Below are 14763 nucleotides of genomic sequence, written 5' to 3' on the forward strand. Positions count from 1 at the left end.
AAAAGCAATGTACTGGCCCACCTCCTTGTGGAACCCAACCTAATGGCGATTTCTCACCAATTGATACCGACGAGTCAGGTATTCGATAGGTGCACTCCAAATGTGCACTAAACGGCAGAATGGGAAGAGTAAAAATATCGTCATCCCCAACACAATATGCAGTTTAAAAACGATGCCAACACCTTCAAGGTAATTGGATGCCCCCCAATGGAATGTCACAATAGACTGCGCCCATCCCACTAATTTCAGCATTTCGCTGCCATCCATATGTTGTGCTGAGAATGGAATGGTAAGTAATCCTAAGCAAACTTGCACCACCAGCAAGGTTAAAATCATGATGTCACCGAAGGATGAAGTTGCCCTCACTCGTGGGTTTGTTAGGCGGCGCTTCAATAGCATCGCACCACCAATTAACATCATCACACCTGCTGCGCCCCCACCAATCATTGCCATTAACTGCTTAATATGCATTGGCAAGAAAGATTCATACATCCAGTGAGGCGTTAGCATGCCTAAAAAGTGGCCGACAAAAATCCCAATAATCCCCAAATGAAATAAGTTTGATGCCAAACGCATATTCTTTTTATCCAACATTTGGCTGGAACCCGCTCGCCACGTGTATTGCCCATAATCGTAACGTAACCAACTACCGACAATAAATACCGTCCCAGCGATATAGGGGTAAATATCGAAGAAAAATTGATTGATAAAATTCATTTTTGAACTCCTACATGGCTGCTGCCCACACTGAGATCCAAATACTGTGGTACCACCGCATTGGCGAAGCGATGTTGATGTGCCGCCACTTCGCTACCACATGTTTTTTCATCGGCAAAAAATTTCACTTGCTCCTCTTCCCAAACCGCATCTAATGCCTCTGGGGTGTCATCCCGTACTTCGGTTGCCACTTGTTTGCTTAATTGCTCCGCCGCAATATCGCTATGAGAAAGCTCAAGTAAAAAATCAAATAAAACAGAGAAACGGCTTTCTCGCTGTTTCAGCCTTTCCCCTAACAACGCTAAAATTGGCGCAATATCCTGCAACCCCTCGATAGTTTCATTGGTCGGTAATACCGTTAGATATTCCAAATAAATGGGCAAATGGTCAGGTAATTCACGGCAATCAATTTGCAAACCGTGTTGCTGATATTGAGCCATTAAATCCACCATCGCTTGTCCTCGGTCTCGGGACTCACCGTGCACATGCTCAAATAGCAATAATGATGTTGCGCGGCCTCTATCAAACAGCTCACAATATTGCGCCTGCATATCAAGTAAGTCTTCGTTAAGATACTCGCGCACAAACACCATCAATTGAACAGCCCGTGTGACAGGCAGCTCATCAGCCTGTTCTAGTGCTTCAATGAGCTCATCGCGATGTAACCAAAGCGCTTCCGAAGGGTATTCCAATAACCGAGAAATCACTTTTAGTGTCATCATAGTGCTTTCTCCTGATTATTTTTTGGTGTGATATCAATGGCATCAATGCGCCTGCTATTAAATAAATTCGCTTTGCTATCGCTGCCATGGCAACCATCACCAAAACTAAAGCCACAAGCTTTGGCTTCAGGGAACGCTTCGCGTGCCAATTCTCGATGGCTGGATGGAATGACAAAACGGTCTTCATAGTTAGCAATGGCTAAATAGCGGTACATTTCTTGTGCCTGAGCTTGTGTTAAGCCAACTTGTTCTAACGCGCTGGTATCACATTGGTTTTCCACGGTTTCTGCCCGTTTGAAATGGCGCATCGCTAACATACGTTTTAACGCCAATAACACCGGCTCGGTATCCCCCGCCGTTAACAAATTCGCAAGGTATTGCACTGGAATACGTAAGCTTTCTACATCCGGCAATACACCGTTATTGGCTAAGAGCCCTGAATCTGCCACTGACTGGATCGGTGACAAAGGTGGCACATACCACACCATTGGTAACGTGCGATATTCAGGATGCAGTGGCAGAGCTAAGCGCCATTCCATCGCCATTTTGTACACTGGGGATTTCTGTGCCGCATCGATCACACTTAATGGGATCCCTTGTTTTTGCGCTTCTTCAATCACTTTTGGATCATGAGGATCAAGGAAAACATCAAGTTGGCTCTGGTAAAGGTCAGTTTCCTTTTCTACACTGGCCGCTGACTCAATTTTGTCCGCGTCATACAGCAATACCCCTAAATAACGGATACGACCAACACAGGTTTCAGAGCAGACCGTTGGCATGCCTGACTCAATACGTGGATAACAGAAAATGCATTTTTCTGATTTACCACTTTTCCAATTGAAATAGATTTTTTTATACGGGCAACCGGTTAAGCACATACGCCAGCCGCGGCATTTATCTTGGTCAATCAACACAATACCGTCTTCTGAGCGCTTATAAATTGCCCCACTTGGGCAGGTCGCGACACACGCTGGGTTTAAACAATGTTCACAAAGGCGTGGTAAATACATCATGAATGTATTTTCAAACTGCCCATACATCTCTTTTTGAATATGTTCAAAGTTTTTATCTTGGGCTCGCTTGGCGAATTCACCACCTAAATCATCTTCCCAGTTTGGTCCCATTTTGACGTTACTCATTCGCTCACCCGTAATTAATGAACGAGGACGTGCTGTCGGTACGTGCTTACCTTCTTTGGCATTTTTTAAATGGCCGTAGTCATAATTAAATGGCTCATAATAATCATCCAAGGCAGGTACATCTGGGTTAGCGAAGATTTTCGATAAAACACCCACTTTGTTTCCCATCCGTGGAACCAATTTTCCCTTAATAGTGCGGATCCAGCCGCCTTTCCATTTCTCTTGGTCTTCCCAATTTTGGGGATAACCAATACCCGGTTTGGTTTCGACGTTATTAAACCATGCGTATTCTACCCCTTCGCGGCTAGTCCACACATTTTTACAGGTCACTGAGCAAGTGTGACAACCAATACATTTATCAAGGTTTAGCACCATGCCGACTTGAGAACGAATTTTCATTATGCTTTCTCCTTTCCGCTCAAGGTCTGCTGGTAGGCATCACCTTCACCATCCAGCCAGTCAACCTGTTTCATTTTGCGAACAACCACAAATTCATCACGATTAGAACCTACTGTTCCGTAATAATTGAAGCTATAGGCAAGGTGCGCATAGCCACCGATCATATGGGTCGGTTTCGGGCAAACACGCGTGACCGAGTTATGAATTCCACCACGTTGAGCCGTAATTTCAGAGCCGGGTAAGTTGATCAGCCGTTCTTGGGCGTGGTACATCATGATCATGCCATCAGGAATACGTTGGCTAACGATCGCTTTGGCGGTTAATGCCCCATTACTGTTAAAAGCTTCAACCCAATCGTTATCTTCAACACCCAGTTCACGAGCATCTTCTTCGCTAAGCCAAACAACTGGACCACCGCGGCCTAACGTCAACATTAATAAGTTGTCGCTGTAAGTAGAGTGGATCCCCCATTTTTGGTGCGGTGTTAAAAAGTTCAGTGCTTTTTCAGGAAATCCATTCGATTTTTTCCCCATAAGAGGCTGAGCCGCTCGAGTGTCAATCGGTGGGCGATACACCACAAGGCTTTCCCCAAAGGCGCGCATCCATTCGTGATCTTGATACAATTGCTGACGACCACTGAGCGTCCGCCATGGGATCATTTCATGTACGTTGGTATAACAGGCGTTGTAGGAAACATGTTCATCTTCCAGCCCTGACCATGTAGGGCTCGATATAATTTTACGCGGCTGCGCAACAATATCGCGAAAACGGATTTTTTCGTCTTCTTTATAACGAGCAAGATGAGTATGGTCGCGGCCCGTTACTTTGCTTAACGCATCCCATGCTTTTACTGCCACTTGCCCATTAGTTTCAGGCGCGAGTGTTAAAATGACTTCTGCGGCATCAATCGCTGTTTCAATTTTTGGTCGCCCTGCATTAGCCCCCTCAGGCTGAGTTTTATTGAGCTTTTTCAGGAAATCAATTTCATCTTGCGTATTCCAACTGATGCCCTTACCACCATTACCCAGTTTATCCATGAGTGGGCCAAGAGAGGTAAAACGTGCATAAGTGTTTGGGTAGTCACGCTCAACACAGATAATATGTGGCGCTGTTTTCCCTGGAATAAGCTCACACTGCCCTTTTTTCCAATCTCTAACATCAAACGGTTGTGCCATCTCGGCTGCACTATCATGTTGAATCGGCAACGTCACCACATCCGTTTCTTTGCCTAAGTGCCCAACGCTGACCTCAGAAAATGCTTTGGCAATCCCCTTATAAATTTCCCAGTCGCTTTTGGATTCCCAAGCTGGGTCGACCGCAGCTGACAATGGGTGAATAAATGGATGCATATCCGAGGTATTCATATCGTCTTTTTCATACCAAGTAGCGGTCGGTAAGATAACGTCCGAGAACAGGCAGGTGCTCGACATTCTGAAGTCGAGAGTCACCACTAAGTCAACTTTCCCTTCTGCCGCTTTATCTTGCCATTCCACTTCTTCAGGTTTGACGCCGCCTTGTTGGCCTAAGTCTTTGCCTTGAATACCATTTTCAGTACCCAATAAATATTTCAATAAATATTCATGACCTTTCCCTGCAGACCCCAATAAATTTGAACGCCAAATAAACAGGTTACGTGGGAAATTTTGAGGATCATCAGGTTGCTCTGCTGCAAAGCGAATATTCCCTTCTTTCAATTGCTTAACAGTATAGTCTGTGGGTGACATACCTGCATTTTGTGCATTCTTCGCAATATTTAATGGGTTTACATTTAATTGTGGCGCTGACGGCAGCCACCCCATGCGTTCTGCACGTACATTCATATCAACTAAACTGCCGCTAAAGGCGTGTTTATCGGCTAGAGGCGACAGCAACTCTTCTGTTCCCACCGTTTCGTAACGCCATTGGCTTGAATGGTTATAGAAAAAAGAGGTGCTATTCATATGACGAGGTGGGCGCTGCCAGTCCAAACCGAATGCTAAAGGTAACCAACCCGTTTGTGGACGTAATTTTTCCTGCCCAACATAGTGAGACCAGCCGCCGCCACTTTGCCCAACACAACCACAGAAAATCAACATATTAATAATCGCACGGTAGGTCATGTCCATGTGGTACCAGTGGTTAATCCCTGCCCCGACAATCACCATCGCACGACCGTGAGTTTTCTCTGCGGTATCCGCAAATTCACGGGCGATACGAATGATATTTTGGCGGCTAACCCCAGTGACTTTTTCTGCCCACGCCGGTGAATACGCTTTCATATCATCGTAATCAACCGCACAGTTTTCATCACCAAAACCACGGTCAATACCGTAGTTAGCAAGCATCAAATCATACACACTAGTAACCAGTGACTCGCTGCCATCGGCAAGCTGAATACGTTTCGCAGGTAATTTATGCAGTAAGACGTCTTTCAGTTCAACGCTTTGAAAATGCTCACTTTCTAAACCACCAAAGTATGGGAAGCCAACCTCAACAAATTCATCATGGCTATCTGCCAAGCTGAGTTTCATTTTTATGTCATGTGCATCTTGTCCCGCACGCGGCTCTAAATTCCATTTTTGACCGCCATCCCAACGGAACCCCATTGAACCTTGTGGAGCACATAATTCGCCCGTCTCTTCATCAATCGCGATGGTTTTCCATTCGGCATTTTTCTCTTCGCCTAAAGAATCAACGAGATCCGAAGCACGCAGCATACGCCCAGCAACATAGGCACCATTTTCGTGCTTATCGAGCATCACCAACATAGGCATATCGGTGTAAGTTCGCACATATTCACGGAAGTATTCTGCTTCACGTTTTACATGGAACTCATTGAGGATCACATGCCCCATCGCCATTGCCATGGCGCTATCTGTTCCTTGTTTCGGGTTCAACCAATGGTCACATAATTTGGCAATTTCCGCGTAATCCGGCGTCACCGCGACTGTTTTAGTCCCTTTGTAGCGGACTTCTGCAAAGAAGTGAGCATCTGGCGTACGGGTTTGCGGAACGTTAGAACCCCAAGCAATAATGTAGGATGAGTTGTACCAGTCCGCAGATTCAGGTACATCAGTCTGTTCGCCCCACGTCATTGGGGATGCAGGTGGCAAGTCACAATACCAGTCATAAAAGCTCAAGCATGAGCCACCAATTAATGATAAATAGCGCGCGCCCGAGGCATAGGAAACCATCGACATCGCAGGAATTGGTGAAAAGCCAACAATGCGGTCAGGACCAAATTCTTTAATCGTCGCGACGTTTGCCGCTGCAATCAGTTCATTCACTTCCTGCCAACTTGAACGAACAAAACCACCGCGACCACGAGCTTGTTTATAGCTTTGTGCCTTTTGTGGATCATTAATAATAGATAGCCACGCTGCAACAGGGTCTTGATGCTCTGCTTTTGCTTCACGCCACAATTTAAGTAAGCGCTTACGCATCATTGGGTATTTAACACGGTTTGCGCTATATAAATACCAAGAGTAGCTCGCCCCACGAGGGCATCCTCTTGGTTCATGATCAGGTAGGTCTGGGCGAGTGCGTGGGTAATCCGTCTGTTGGGTCTCCCAAGTGACTAACCCATTTTTGACATAAATTTTCCAACTACAAGAGCCAGTACAATTAACACCATGGGTGGAACGCACGACTTTGTCATGCTGCCAACGGCTACGATAACCATCTTCCCAATCACGGTTTACATTTAATTCTTGCCCGTGATCACCTGAAAAGGTCTCGCCTAACTGCTTAAAATACCGAAATCTGTCTAAAAACTTGCTCATCGGATTGCCTCCAAAGAGACGGCGACCGGCGCCGTACATTGCTAAAATTGATTTTTATGACTTGTTATTATTTGTGTTTACGGCCATATACCAGCCATGTGATAAACACACAGGAAAGATAAAATACAAAAAACACTTTCATCGCATCTGCCGGTGACCCCGTCAGTGTTAGTGATGTACCGAACGCTTTTGGAATAAAGAAGCCACCTATTGCCCCAATTGCAGAAATAAACCCTAGAGCCGCAGCACTTTCTGTTACCGCCTCTTTTTGGGCTTCTTGCTCTGAAGCTCCTCTTAAGATGGCTTTGTCCATAGTTAATTTACGGAAAACGACAGCAATCATTTGGAAGGTTGAGCCACTACCTAGCCCTGCCGTTAAAAACAACACCATAAATACGCCATAAAATGCTCCAAAAGAGCCTCCTTGGCCGTTTTCTGGTAACGTAAAAAATAGCAAGCCGGAGAAAACCGCCATGACCACAAAGTTCAGTAATGTGACTTTCACACCACCAAAACGGTCAGACAACATGCCGCCGACTGGACGAGCTAGAGCTCCGAGGAAAGGGCCAAAAAAGGCAAACTTCAAAATAATGACGTCTGGGAACTGCGTTTTCGATAACATAGCAAAACCGGCAGAAAAACCGATAAATGAGCCGAATGTTGCCAGATATAACAGGCTTAATACCCATAGATGACCCCGTTTCAAAACAGGTAACTGCGCTTTAAGAGATGCCTTATTCGCCGCTAAATCATTCATGCCAAACCAAGCCATCACAGTAAAAAGCAGCAGAAATGGCACCCAAATCCAAGCGGCATTTTCTAACCACAACGTTGAGCCATCCGGCTGAGCCGCTCCAGCTCCACCCACAAAAGTAAATACGCCAACACCTACAATGAAAGGAGCCACCAATTGCATGACACTGACCCCTAAATTGCCTAACCCACCATTTAGACCAAGTGCCCCGCCTTGGCGAGCTTTAGGAAAGAAGAAGCTGATGTTGGCCATACTGGACGCAAAGTTAGCGCCAGCAAAACCACAAAGTAGGGAAATAATGACAAAGACTTGATAAGGCGTGGCAGGGTTTTGAATCGCATAACCTAGCCAAATACATGGGATCACTAAAAATAGTGTACTAATCGCCGTCCAGCGACGCCCACCAAAAATAGGAATAACAAATGAATAAGGGACTCTTAATAAAGCGCCTGAAACGGAAGGTAATGCGGTTAATAAAAATAATTGGTCTGTCGTAAAATTAAAACCCACTTTATTTAAGTTAACTGCAACTGCACTAAATAACATCCATACGCAAAATGCGAGCAATAAACATGGAATAGAAATCCATAAATTACGATTTGCAATACGCTGCCCTGTTTGCTGCCAAAACCGAGTATCTTCAGGACGCCAATCCTGTATAACTCCGTTATTTGACGGTGCAACTACGTTATTAACATTATCTCGTTGAGACATAAATCACCCCGATAAATACAATTTCTGTTCGCAGTGTGTGGCGAATAGACCACCGTGAAGCTGATCTAAATCAAGAGAGACTTAAATGAAATATTCGCGTTTTTTTTCGTTAACCACTAGAGGGGTATTAGGAGTACAAGCCAATAACAAATTGAATTAAAACAAAAAAATTTATTACTCGGTAATTTTATGTATTGGAATTTAAAGCGAATATTTCAATGGGATATTAAGGAGTAATACCGAAGTGGCATATTCAATTTTATATAATAGAGAAACAATATCTACGTTATCAAAAATAATGAATAAACATGTACCGTAGAAAGGATTATTTATGTCTATTGCTTATCACCGATTTTCAATCATTAACCAAGTTATTGGTTTAATGTTATTGATTGCCGTACTCGGTATTATTGGCATGACAATCTCAAATAGTATGATCATTAGTGTGCAAGGAAATGCACATGCAATTAATAAATCAGGCTCATTGCGGATGCAAAGCTATCATTTACTTTCATTAGTACCACTCAACCAATATTCTGACGTATATGTAAGTGAACTTGAGAAAAATTTATTAAGCGATGAACTGACACAAGTCGTCGAAATAGAAGATTTAAAACCGCAATTTTCTGAGATTTATCAATATTGGGTTACAGAATTAAAACCTGCACTTAACCATGCAGTTTCGCCTAATGATGCACGGCTTGCGGTCGTTGCTTTTGTTAATAAGCTTGATGCATTAGTTCGCAATATTGATGAAAAAACAGAACGAAAGATAACCTATGTAGCAATCACTCAAATGGTATTTATTAGCCTCGTTTCGTTGCTACTTATTTTTGCTATCTGCCATTTTAGAAAGAAAATTTATACACCTTGGCTTAAGTTACTTCATATGGTGAATGCGATTAGTCACCAAGATTTTAGTCAGCGCTTTCCTGCAGGCAAAAAACAAGATGAGCTAAATTCACTGGGCCAAACGTTAAATCAAATGTCGGATGAGCTTGCACAAAGTTACCATCAATTAGAATCCCGAGTTATCGAAAAAACGGCTGACCTGCAAAATAAAAATAAAGTATTACTCTATTTATACCAATCTAATCGCACCTTACATGCCATTGGGCCATTATCAGTCAGGTTAGAAAAAGTATTATCTGAGCTTAAAAGCTTAATACCGCTACAGAATATCAGCTTGAGACTATACGAAGAAAATAATGATACCTACTTTCATGAAATTCATTGCCCAGAAAACGAAGAGCACTCTCTCAAGTCACCCAAGGTAACTGAACAACTTAAAGTAATATCATGGGAGATTTCCGATAACTTACAGCGTTATGGCATGATTTTGGCTGAAATAGATATAAATCAGCCATTATCTGAAGAGCAAAATAATTTAGTGCTGATGCTAGTTAAACAAATTGCGGGAATGTTAGCGATGGAGCACCAATTAGAACAACAACAGCAGTTACTGATTATGGATGAACGCTCGGCGATTGCGAGAGAATTGCATGATTCAATCGCACAATCATTATCTTGTCTCAAAATGCAAATTAGTTATCTGCAAATGCAACCTAAAACATTGCCAACTAAGCACCAAGAACTATTAAACGAAATGCGTAATGAAATAAATTCCGCTTATAGCCAATTACGTGAACTTTTAACAACCTTCAGGCTAAAATTAACTGAACCCGGCTTATTCCCGGCTTTAGAAAGCACAATCCAAGAATTCAGTCAGCGCCTTGGTTTTCAAATTGGATTAAATTACCAAATTCCAGCAAAAAGCCTCTCCCCACATCAATCTATCCATATTATCCAGATAATCCGAGAAGCTTTAAGCAATATTCTCAAACATGCTAATGCAAACTGGTCACAAGTCTCATTAATTGAAAATAACGGATTAATCACCATGACGATAGAAGATAATGGGGAAGGGATTCAGCCTCAGCCAACAAAAAATAACCATTACGGATTGATTATTATGAGGGAGAGAGCTCTGAGCCTAAATGGGAAATATCAAATTTCGCCAAGAGTTCAAGGAGGCACTACTGTTAATGTCGAATTTCCACTGACTGTGGCTTAATTGAATTGGAGTAACTCATTAATGAAAAATGAAAATAAACTAACTGGGCAATCCACCATTTTACTGATTGATGACCACCCGATGCTACGTAACGGAGTTAAACAATTAATTAGTTTAGAACCCACATTAAAAGTAATTGGTGAAGCAGACGATGGAATAACGGGTATTAAAATTGCTGAAGAGCAAGACCCCGATTTAATCCTATTAGATCTCAATATGCCGGGTATGAATGGCTTTGAAGTACTCGATAGTTTACGTAGCCGCGAACTTTCAGGCCGTATTATCTTATTTACAGTATCCAATTACGGTGAAGACTTAATTAATGCATTAAAACGAGGTGCTGATGGCTATTTACTGAAAGACATGGAACCCGAAAAATTAATTATTGCATTAAAAGAAGCAGCAAGTGGTAAAATGGTCGTTAGCCCAACGCTCGCCTCTATTTTAGCTGAATCCTTAAGAGATAACCGAGCCTCTACAGAGCATAATTTATCGGCATTAACCCCAAGAGAAACCCATATCTTAGATTTAATCTCTCAGGGGCTATCAAATAAGATGATTGCTAATAAATTACAAATCACAGAGAGCACCGTCAAAGTCCATGTCAAACACCTACTAAAGAAACTCAATTTAAAATCACGCGTTGAAGCGGCTATTTGGGTTTTACAACAAAAGTAATGACACTGCACCTTAACTTAATGCATCAAGCCATGGCTGTTGTTTTGGGTAACGTCGACGATAGCCATGCATAGCAACAGATAATTGAATCAGATCCGTAAACCTTGTCGGGTCCAAACTGGTTTGCTTTTTAATTTGCTGTAACCGATAACTTAATGTATTTCTGTGAATGCCTAATTGCTGTGCGGTACTGCCTATTTCCCCATTTTGCGATAGGAATAACTCAAGGGTTTCAATTAAAATATCCCCCGAATCATGCAACAATATTTTATGGCAAATATCCAAAAAGAAATTAAATAGATAGCTATTTTCCAATTCATTAAAGAGGCATAAAGATGCCATTTCTTTAAATAGAAAAACTTGTTTATCGGGCACAGTTAGCCGGCCAACTTCAATGACTGAACGTGCGAAATGAACGGCATCCCTCACATGTTCCTGCGTATCTGCCTGGACACCAACACCAATATAATATTGGCTAAGCTGGCTATCTAGAATGAAATGAAGATTAGGAATAAATGATTCATTTTGATAATGAGTTGATGGAAATAGCATCAAAATTTCGCGGCTATTAAGCAATAACACATCACTTTTTTCCATGGCTGATAATTCAGTAATGATCGTATCGAGTATTTCAGGACGATACTGAATAGCTTCAATATTAATAATCACAGGAATAGTCGGTAAAGTGAATGCAAAACCAGAGTTATGCAGTTTGAGTAACGCACTGCGCCCCTGTGCTTGCGTTGTACTTTCTATAAACTGGACAAATAACATATCTCGCAAACGGTGCTGCCAGTTAATACTACGCCGCTCAATTTCTTGTTGAATTAGCAGCTCAGCCGTCAGTATGGCAAGCTCAGCATAACGCTGGATCACAACAGGGTCACCACTCACCCCAATGACTAATTCCACTTTATCTGCCACAACAATCGGATGGTTTATCCCCGGAGCTACATTCGAATAAGCTCGTGCTTCATTTTCATTGTAAATAGTGATCCGTTTGCCGCAGCGAATCACTTCCACTGCGGCTTCATGAATTTCACCAATACGCTTTTTTTCCCCTGAGGCGATAATCACGCCCTGACTATTAATCACATTGACGTTGTGATGGATAATCCCCATTGCACGCGTGACAATATCATTGGCTAATTTTTCAGTCAGTAGCATCTTACCGCCTCACTTTAGGGTTTTATTTGCTTATTCGGATTCGCTAGTACGGTTCGCAGCAAATTTTCTGCTGTATCTGCCAAGTAACGCTCACCATTTGTCATGGCTTGCTCAAGGGAAATCGGCCCAGGGCACAATGACCACATTGCGCTAATACCATGTTGATATAGGATACGGCTATCTTCACTGTATCCTCCGCAAAGCGCAATAACAGGCACACCATAATGACTGGCCATACGAGCCACTCCCACAGGAGCCTTACCGTTCGCACTTTGGCTATCAAGCCGCCCTTCTCCTACAATGACTAAGTCCGCTTGTTGAATATAGGATTTCGCACCAAGGAGCCCCAAAACGAGATCGATTCCTTTTTCGAGCTTTGCCGAAACAAACCAACGAAGCCCCGCACCTAATCCACCCGCAGCGCCACTGCCCGCCTCCAGCGAAACATCTTTTCCCGTTATTGCTGACATTAATTTCGCATAGTGAGCCATTCCCATTTCAAGCTGATCAAGTGTGGCTTTGTCCGCTCCCTTTTGAGGACCATAAATATAAGTCGCGCCGTTATTGCCTAATAAAGGGTTTTCAACATCGCAAGAAACATTAAATTCAACCTTAGCGGCTCGCGAGTCAAATTTATCAAAATTAATCTTTGCAATATTAATGAGGTCTTTACCGCAAATTGGCGCCTCAATAAGCTGAGAATTTTTATCATAAAACAAAGCACCTAATGCTTGAGCAAACCCTGCACCACCATCATTAGTTGCACTTCCTCCTATCCCTATGACAATACGAGAGCAACCCATATCGAGTGCATGCTTGACCATTTCCCCCAAACCATAAGTCGAGGCATTTTCAACGCGACGGTGCTCGCGTTGAACTAATTCCAGCCCACAGCATTGTGCCATTTCAATAAAAGCAGTTTTTTCCTCCAGCACTAATAATCCTGCATCAACCTTACTACCATAAGGTCCAGTACAGCTAAAAATATAAGGTGTTACACCAGAAAGCGCCGGGCTATGTTCCAGTGACTCCAACAAACCTTCTCCGCCATCAGATATGGGTAATAACGTCATATCTAACGTCATATCTAATTCAGAGGATACACGCTTGAAACCCTCAGCAACGGCTTGACATGCTAACCTTGCAGAACAACTTCCCTTAAAGGAATCAAGTGCGATAACAATTTTCATGCAGACTTTCCTATTGTAAATGGCGATGTTGAATTATTTGCTTTCCTCTGAAGCCGATACTTGTAATGGTTGAGGTTCGCTCATACCGTTAGTATTCACTCGTGAAGCAATAATCGTTCCGATAACTAACAAACCGACACCAAACCATAATCCAGAAGTCGCTGTTCCAGTGTAATCCTCAAAAAAACCAAGAATAAACGGGCCGAGGAAACCACCAAATAATCCTAAGCAGTTCAATAATGCTAAACTTCCCGCCAGCATACTGCCACTCATATAAGTGGGTGGAAGAGAGAAAATAATCGATTGAACCACAAAAAACATAAATGCAGTCAAGCAAAAGCCTATTAAGCCGACAACTGGGCCTCCCAGTGCACCTATCACTAATCCAACCGCCATCACGGCATAACCTGAAATTAAAATACGTGATGAACGACGCGGTGTATTGGCTTTTCTCGCCACAAAAATGCCACCAATTGCAGCTGAAATCCAAGGGATCGCCGTTAATAAGCCAATTTGAATCGGTGTCAGTTTGCCATACTCACCTATAATAGTAGGCAAAAAGTAACTTAAACCATAGACGGAGAACTGGTGAGTAAAATAGATAGCAACAATCATCATAAAGGCTTTATTTTTAAATGCCGCCTTAAGTGAGAATTTACTATTACTCACACTAATGCTGTTTTTATCTTGGTCGTGTTTATATTTAATATAATTCCGATCATCCTCATCTAACCATTTCGCATCTTCCGGTTTATTCGGCAACACAAACCACACAACAAATGCGAGGATCACCGCGGGTAAACCTTCAATAACAAACATCCATTGCCAACCATGGAAACCTAATAAGCCATCCATACTCAGCAATAAGCCACTTAGCGGTGCTCCAATAATATTCGCAAGACAGACCCCAAGTAAAAATAACCCCGTTGCTTTAGCTCGTTCCTCTTGGCTAAACCAATATGTCATATATAAAATAACCCCGGGATATAAACCCGCTTCAGCTGCTCCCAGTAATAACCGTAAGATATAAAAAGAAGTCGGCCCTGTCACAAATGCCATCGCCGCAGATAATAACCCCCACGTGATCATGATCCGCGTGATCCAAAAACGCGCGCCTACTTTTTCCATGATCAAATTACTTGGGATCTCAAGAATTGAGTAGGTTAGGAAAAAAAGCCCTGCTCCGATACCAAATGCGGTTGCAGATAATCCTAAATCAATCGACATCGCATTTTTTGCCATGCCAATATTCGTTCGGTCAATAAAGCTAATAATGTACGCTAAAATCAACAACGGCATCAGGTTACGGTATATCTTTGCGTTGGTTTTTTTCCCCTGAGCCGCATAATCTAACTTTGCATTTGTAGAAAACATAGATAAGATCCTCATGTTGTAGTGAAACAGGTACGGCTCTTGGTTCTAAGTGACCCATACCTGTAGCTTTTACT

General features: G+C 42.7%; 10 protein-coding genes. 2 read left to right on the forward strand and 8 right to left on the reverse strand.

What is annotated here, in order from left to right:
• Positions 1-39: 39 nt before the first annotated feature.
• The 5 genes from narI to FVA69_RS18450 form a co-directional block, all read right to left on the reverse strand.
• Positions 40-717 (reverse strand): respiratory nitrate reductase subunit gamma, encoded by a 678-nt coding sequence (gene narI / locus FVA69_RS18430; protein ID WP_004907792.1) that lies wholly within the window; start codon positions 715-717, stop codon positions 40-42.
• On the reverse strand, positions 714-1439 hold the full coding sequence (gene narJ / locus FVA69_RS18435; protein WP_004907791.1) for a nitrate reductase molybdenum cofactor assembly chaperone: 726 nt from the start codon (positions 1437-1439) through the stop codon (positions 714-716). Before narJ ends, narI begins: the two co-directional genes overlap by 4 nt.
• The gene (gene narH, locus FVA69_RS18440; protein WP_109912751.1) at positions 1436-2977 is read right to left on the reverse strand and encodes a nitrate reductase subunit beta; all 1542 of its coding nucleotides are present in this window, start codon (positions 2975-2977) and stop codon (positions 1436-1438) included. Before narH ends, narJ begins: the two co-directional genes overlap by 4 nt.
• The gene (locus FVA69_RS18445; RefSeq protein ID WP_164529207.1) at positions 2977-6738 is read right to left on the reverse strand and encodes a nitrate reductase subunit alpha; all 3762 of its coding nucleotides are present in this window, start codon (positions 6736-6738) and stop codon (positions 2977-2979) included. Before FVA69_RS18445 ends, narH begins: the two co-directional genes overlap by 1 nt.
• Positions 6739-6805: 67 nt before the next feature.
• A complete protein-coding gene (locus FVA69_RS18450) occupies positions 6806-8206 on the reverse strand; it encodes a NarK family nitrate/nitrite MFS transporter (protein ID WP_102138107.1) in 1401 nt (466 codons plus the stop codon).
• Between the two features lie 331 nt (positions 8207-8537).
• Here FVA69_RS18450 and narX point away from each other — a divergent pair, with 331 nt between their 5' ends.
• Both narX and narL read left to right on the forward strand, forming a co-directional pair.
• Positions 8538-10280: a nitrate/nitrite two-component system sensor histidine kinase NarX gene (gene narX / locus FVA69_RS18455; RefSeq protein WP_123382222.1), complete on the forward strand. Its 1743-nt coding sequence runs from the start codon at positions 8538-8540 to the stop codon at positions 10278-10280.
• Positions 10281-10301: 21 nt separating this feature from the next.
• Complete coding sequence (gene narL / locus FVA69_RS18460) at positions 10302-10958, forward strand: two-component system response regulator NarL (RefSeq protein ID WP_004907776.1); 657 nt, start codon at positions 10302-10304, stop codon at positions 10956-10958.
• A 12-nt stretch (positions 10959-10970) separates the two neighbouring features.
• Here the strand turns inward: narL and FVA69_RS18465 are convergent, their stop codons facing one another.
• From FVA69_RS18465 to FVA69_RS18475, 3 genes are read right to left on the reverse strand one after another with little or no spacing between them, the layout of a single operon-like run.
• Complete coding sequence (locus FVA69_RS18465) at positions 10971-12125, reverse strand: CdaR family transcriptional regulator (RefSeq protein WP_004907773.1); 1155 nt, start codon at positions 12123-12125, stop codon at positions 10971-10973.
• 14 nt (positions 12126-12139) lie between these two features.
• Positions 12140-13315, reverse strand: coding sequence for a glycerate kinase (locus tag FVA69_RS18470; RefSeq protein WP_123382221.1), 1176 nt, complete (start codon positions 13313-13315; stop codon positions 12140-12142).
• Positions 13316-13348: 33 nt separating this feature from the next.
• The gene (locus FVA69_RS18475) at positions 13349-14689 is read right to left on the reverse strand and encodes an MFS transporter (RefSeq protein WP_123382220.1); all 1341 of its coding nucleotides are present in this window, start codon (positions 14687-14689) and stop codon (positions 13349-13351) included.
• Positions 14690-14763: the final 74 nt, after the last annotated feature.

The organism is Providencia sp. PROV004, assembly GCF_011045615.1.
In the GTDB taxonomy this organism is placed as follows: domain Bacteria; phylum Pseudomonadota; class Gammaproteobacteria; order Enterobacterales; family Enterobacteriaceae; genus Providencia; species Providencia rettgeri.

What these genes read in the sequence shown, in the direction of transcription:
- narX (WP_123382222.1), top strand. Translation starts at nt 8,538, where the DNA reads ATGTCTATTGCTTATCACCGATTTTCAATCATTAACCAAGTTATTGGT.
- narH (WP_109912751.1), bottom strand. Translation starts at nt 2,977, where the DNA reads ATGAAAATTCGTTCTCAAGTCGGCATGGTGCTAAACCTTGATAAATGT.
- FVA69_RS18475 (WP_123382220.1), bottom strand. Translation starts at nt 14,689, where the DNA reads ATGTTTTCTACAAATGCAAAGTTAGATTATGCGGCTCAGGGGAAAAAA.
- FVA69_RS18470 (WP_123382221.1), bottom strand. Translation starts at nt 13,315, where the DNA reads ATGAAAATTGTTATCGCACTTGATTCCTTTAAGGGAAGTTGTTCTGCA.
- FVA69_RS18465 (WP_004907773.1), bottom strand. Translation starts at nt 12,125, where the DNA reads ATGCTACTGACTGAAAAATTAGCCAATGATATTGTCACGCGTGCAATG.
- FVA69_RS18445 (WP_164529207.1), bottom strand. Translation starts at nt 6,738, where the DNA reads ATGAGCAAGTTTTTAGACAGATTTCGGTATTTTAAGCAGTTAGGCGAG.
- narJ (WP_004907791.1), bottom strand. Translation starts at nt 1,439, where the DNA reads ATGATGACACTAAAAGTGATTTCTCGGTTATTGGAATACCCTTCGGAA.
- narI (WP_004907792.1), bottom strand. Translation starts at nt 717, where the DNA reads ATGAATTTTATCAATCAATTTTTCTTCGATATTTACCCCTATATCGCT.
- narL (WP_004907776.1), top strand. Translation starts at nt 10,302, where the DNA reads ATGAAAAATGAAAATAAACTAACTGGGCAATCCACCATTTTACTGATT.
- FVA69_RS18450 (WP_102138107.1), bottom strand. Translation starts at nt 8,206, where the DNA reads ATGTCTCAACGAGATAATGTTAATAACGTAGTTGCACCGTCAAATAAC.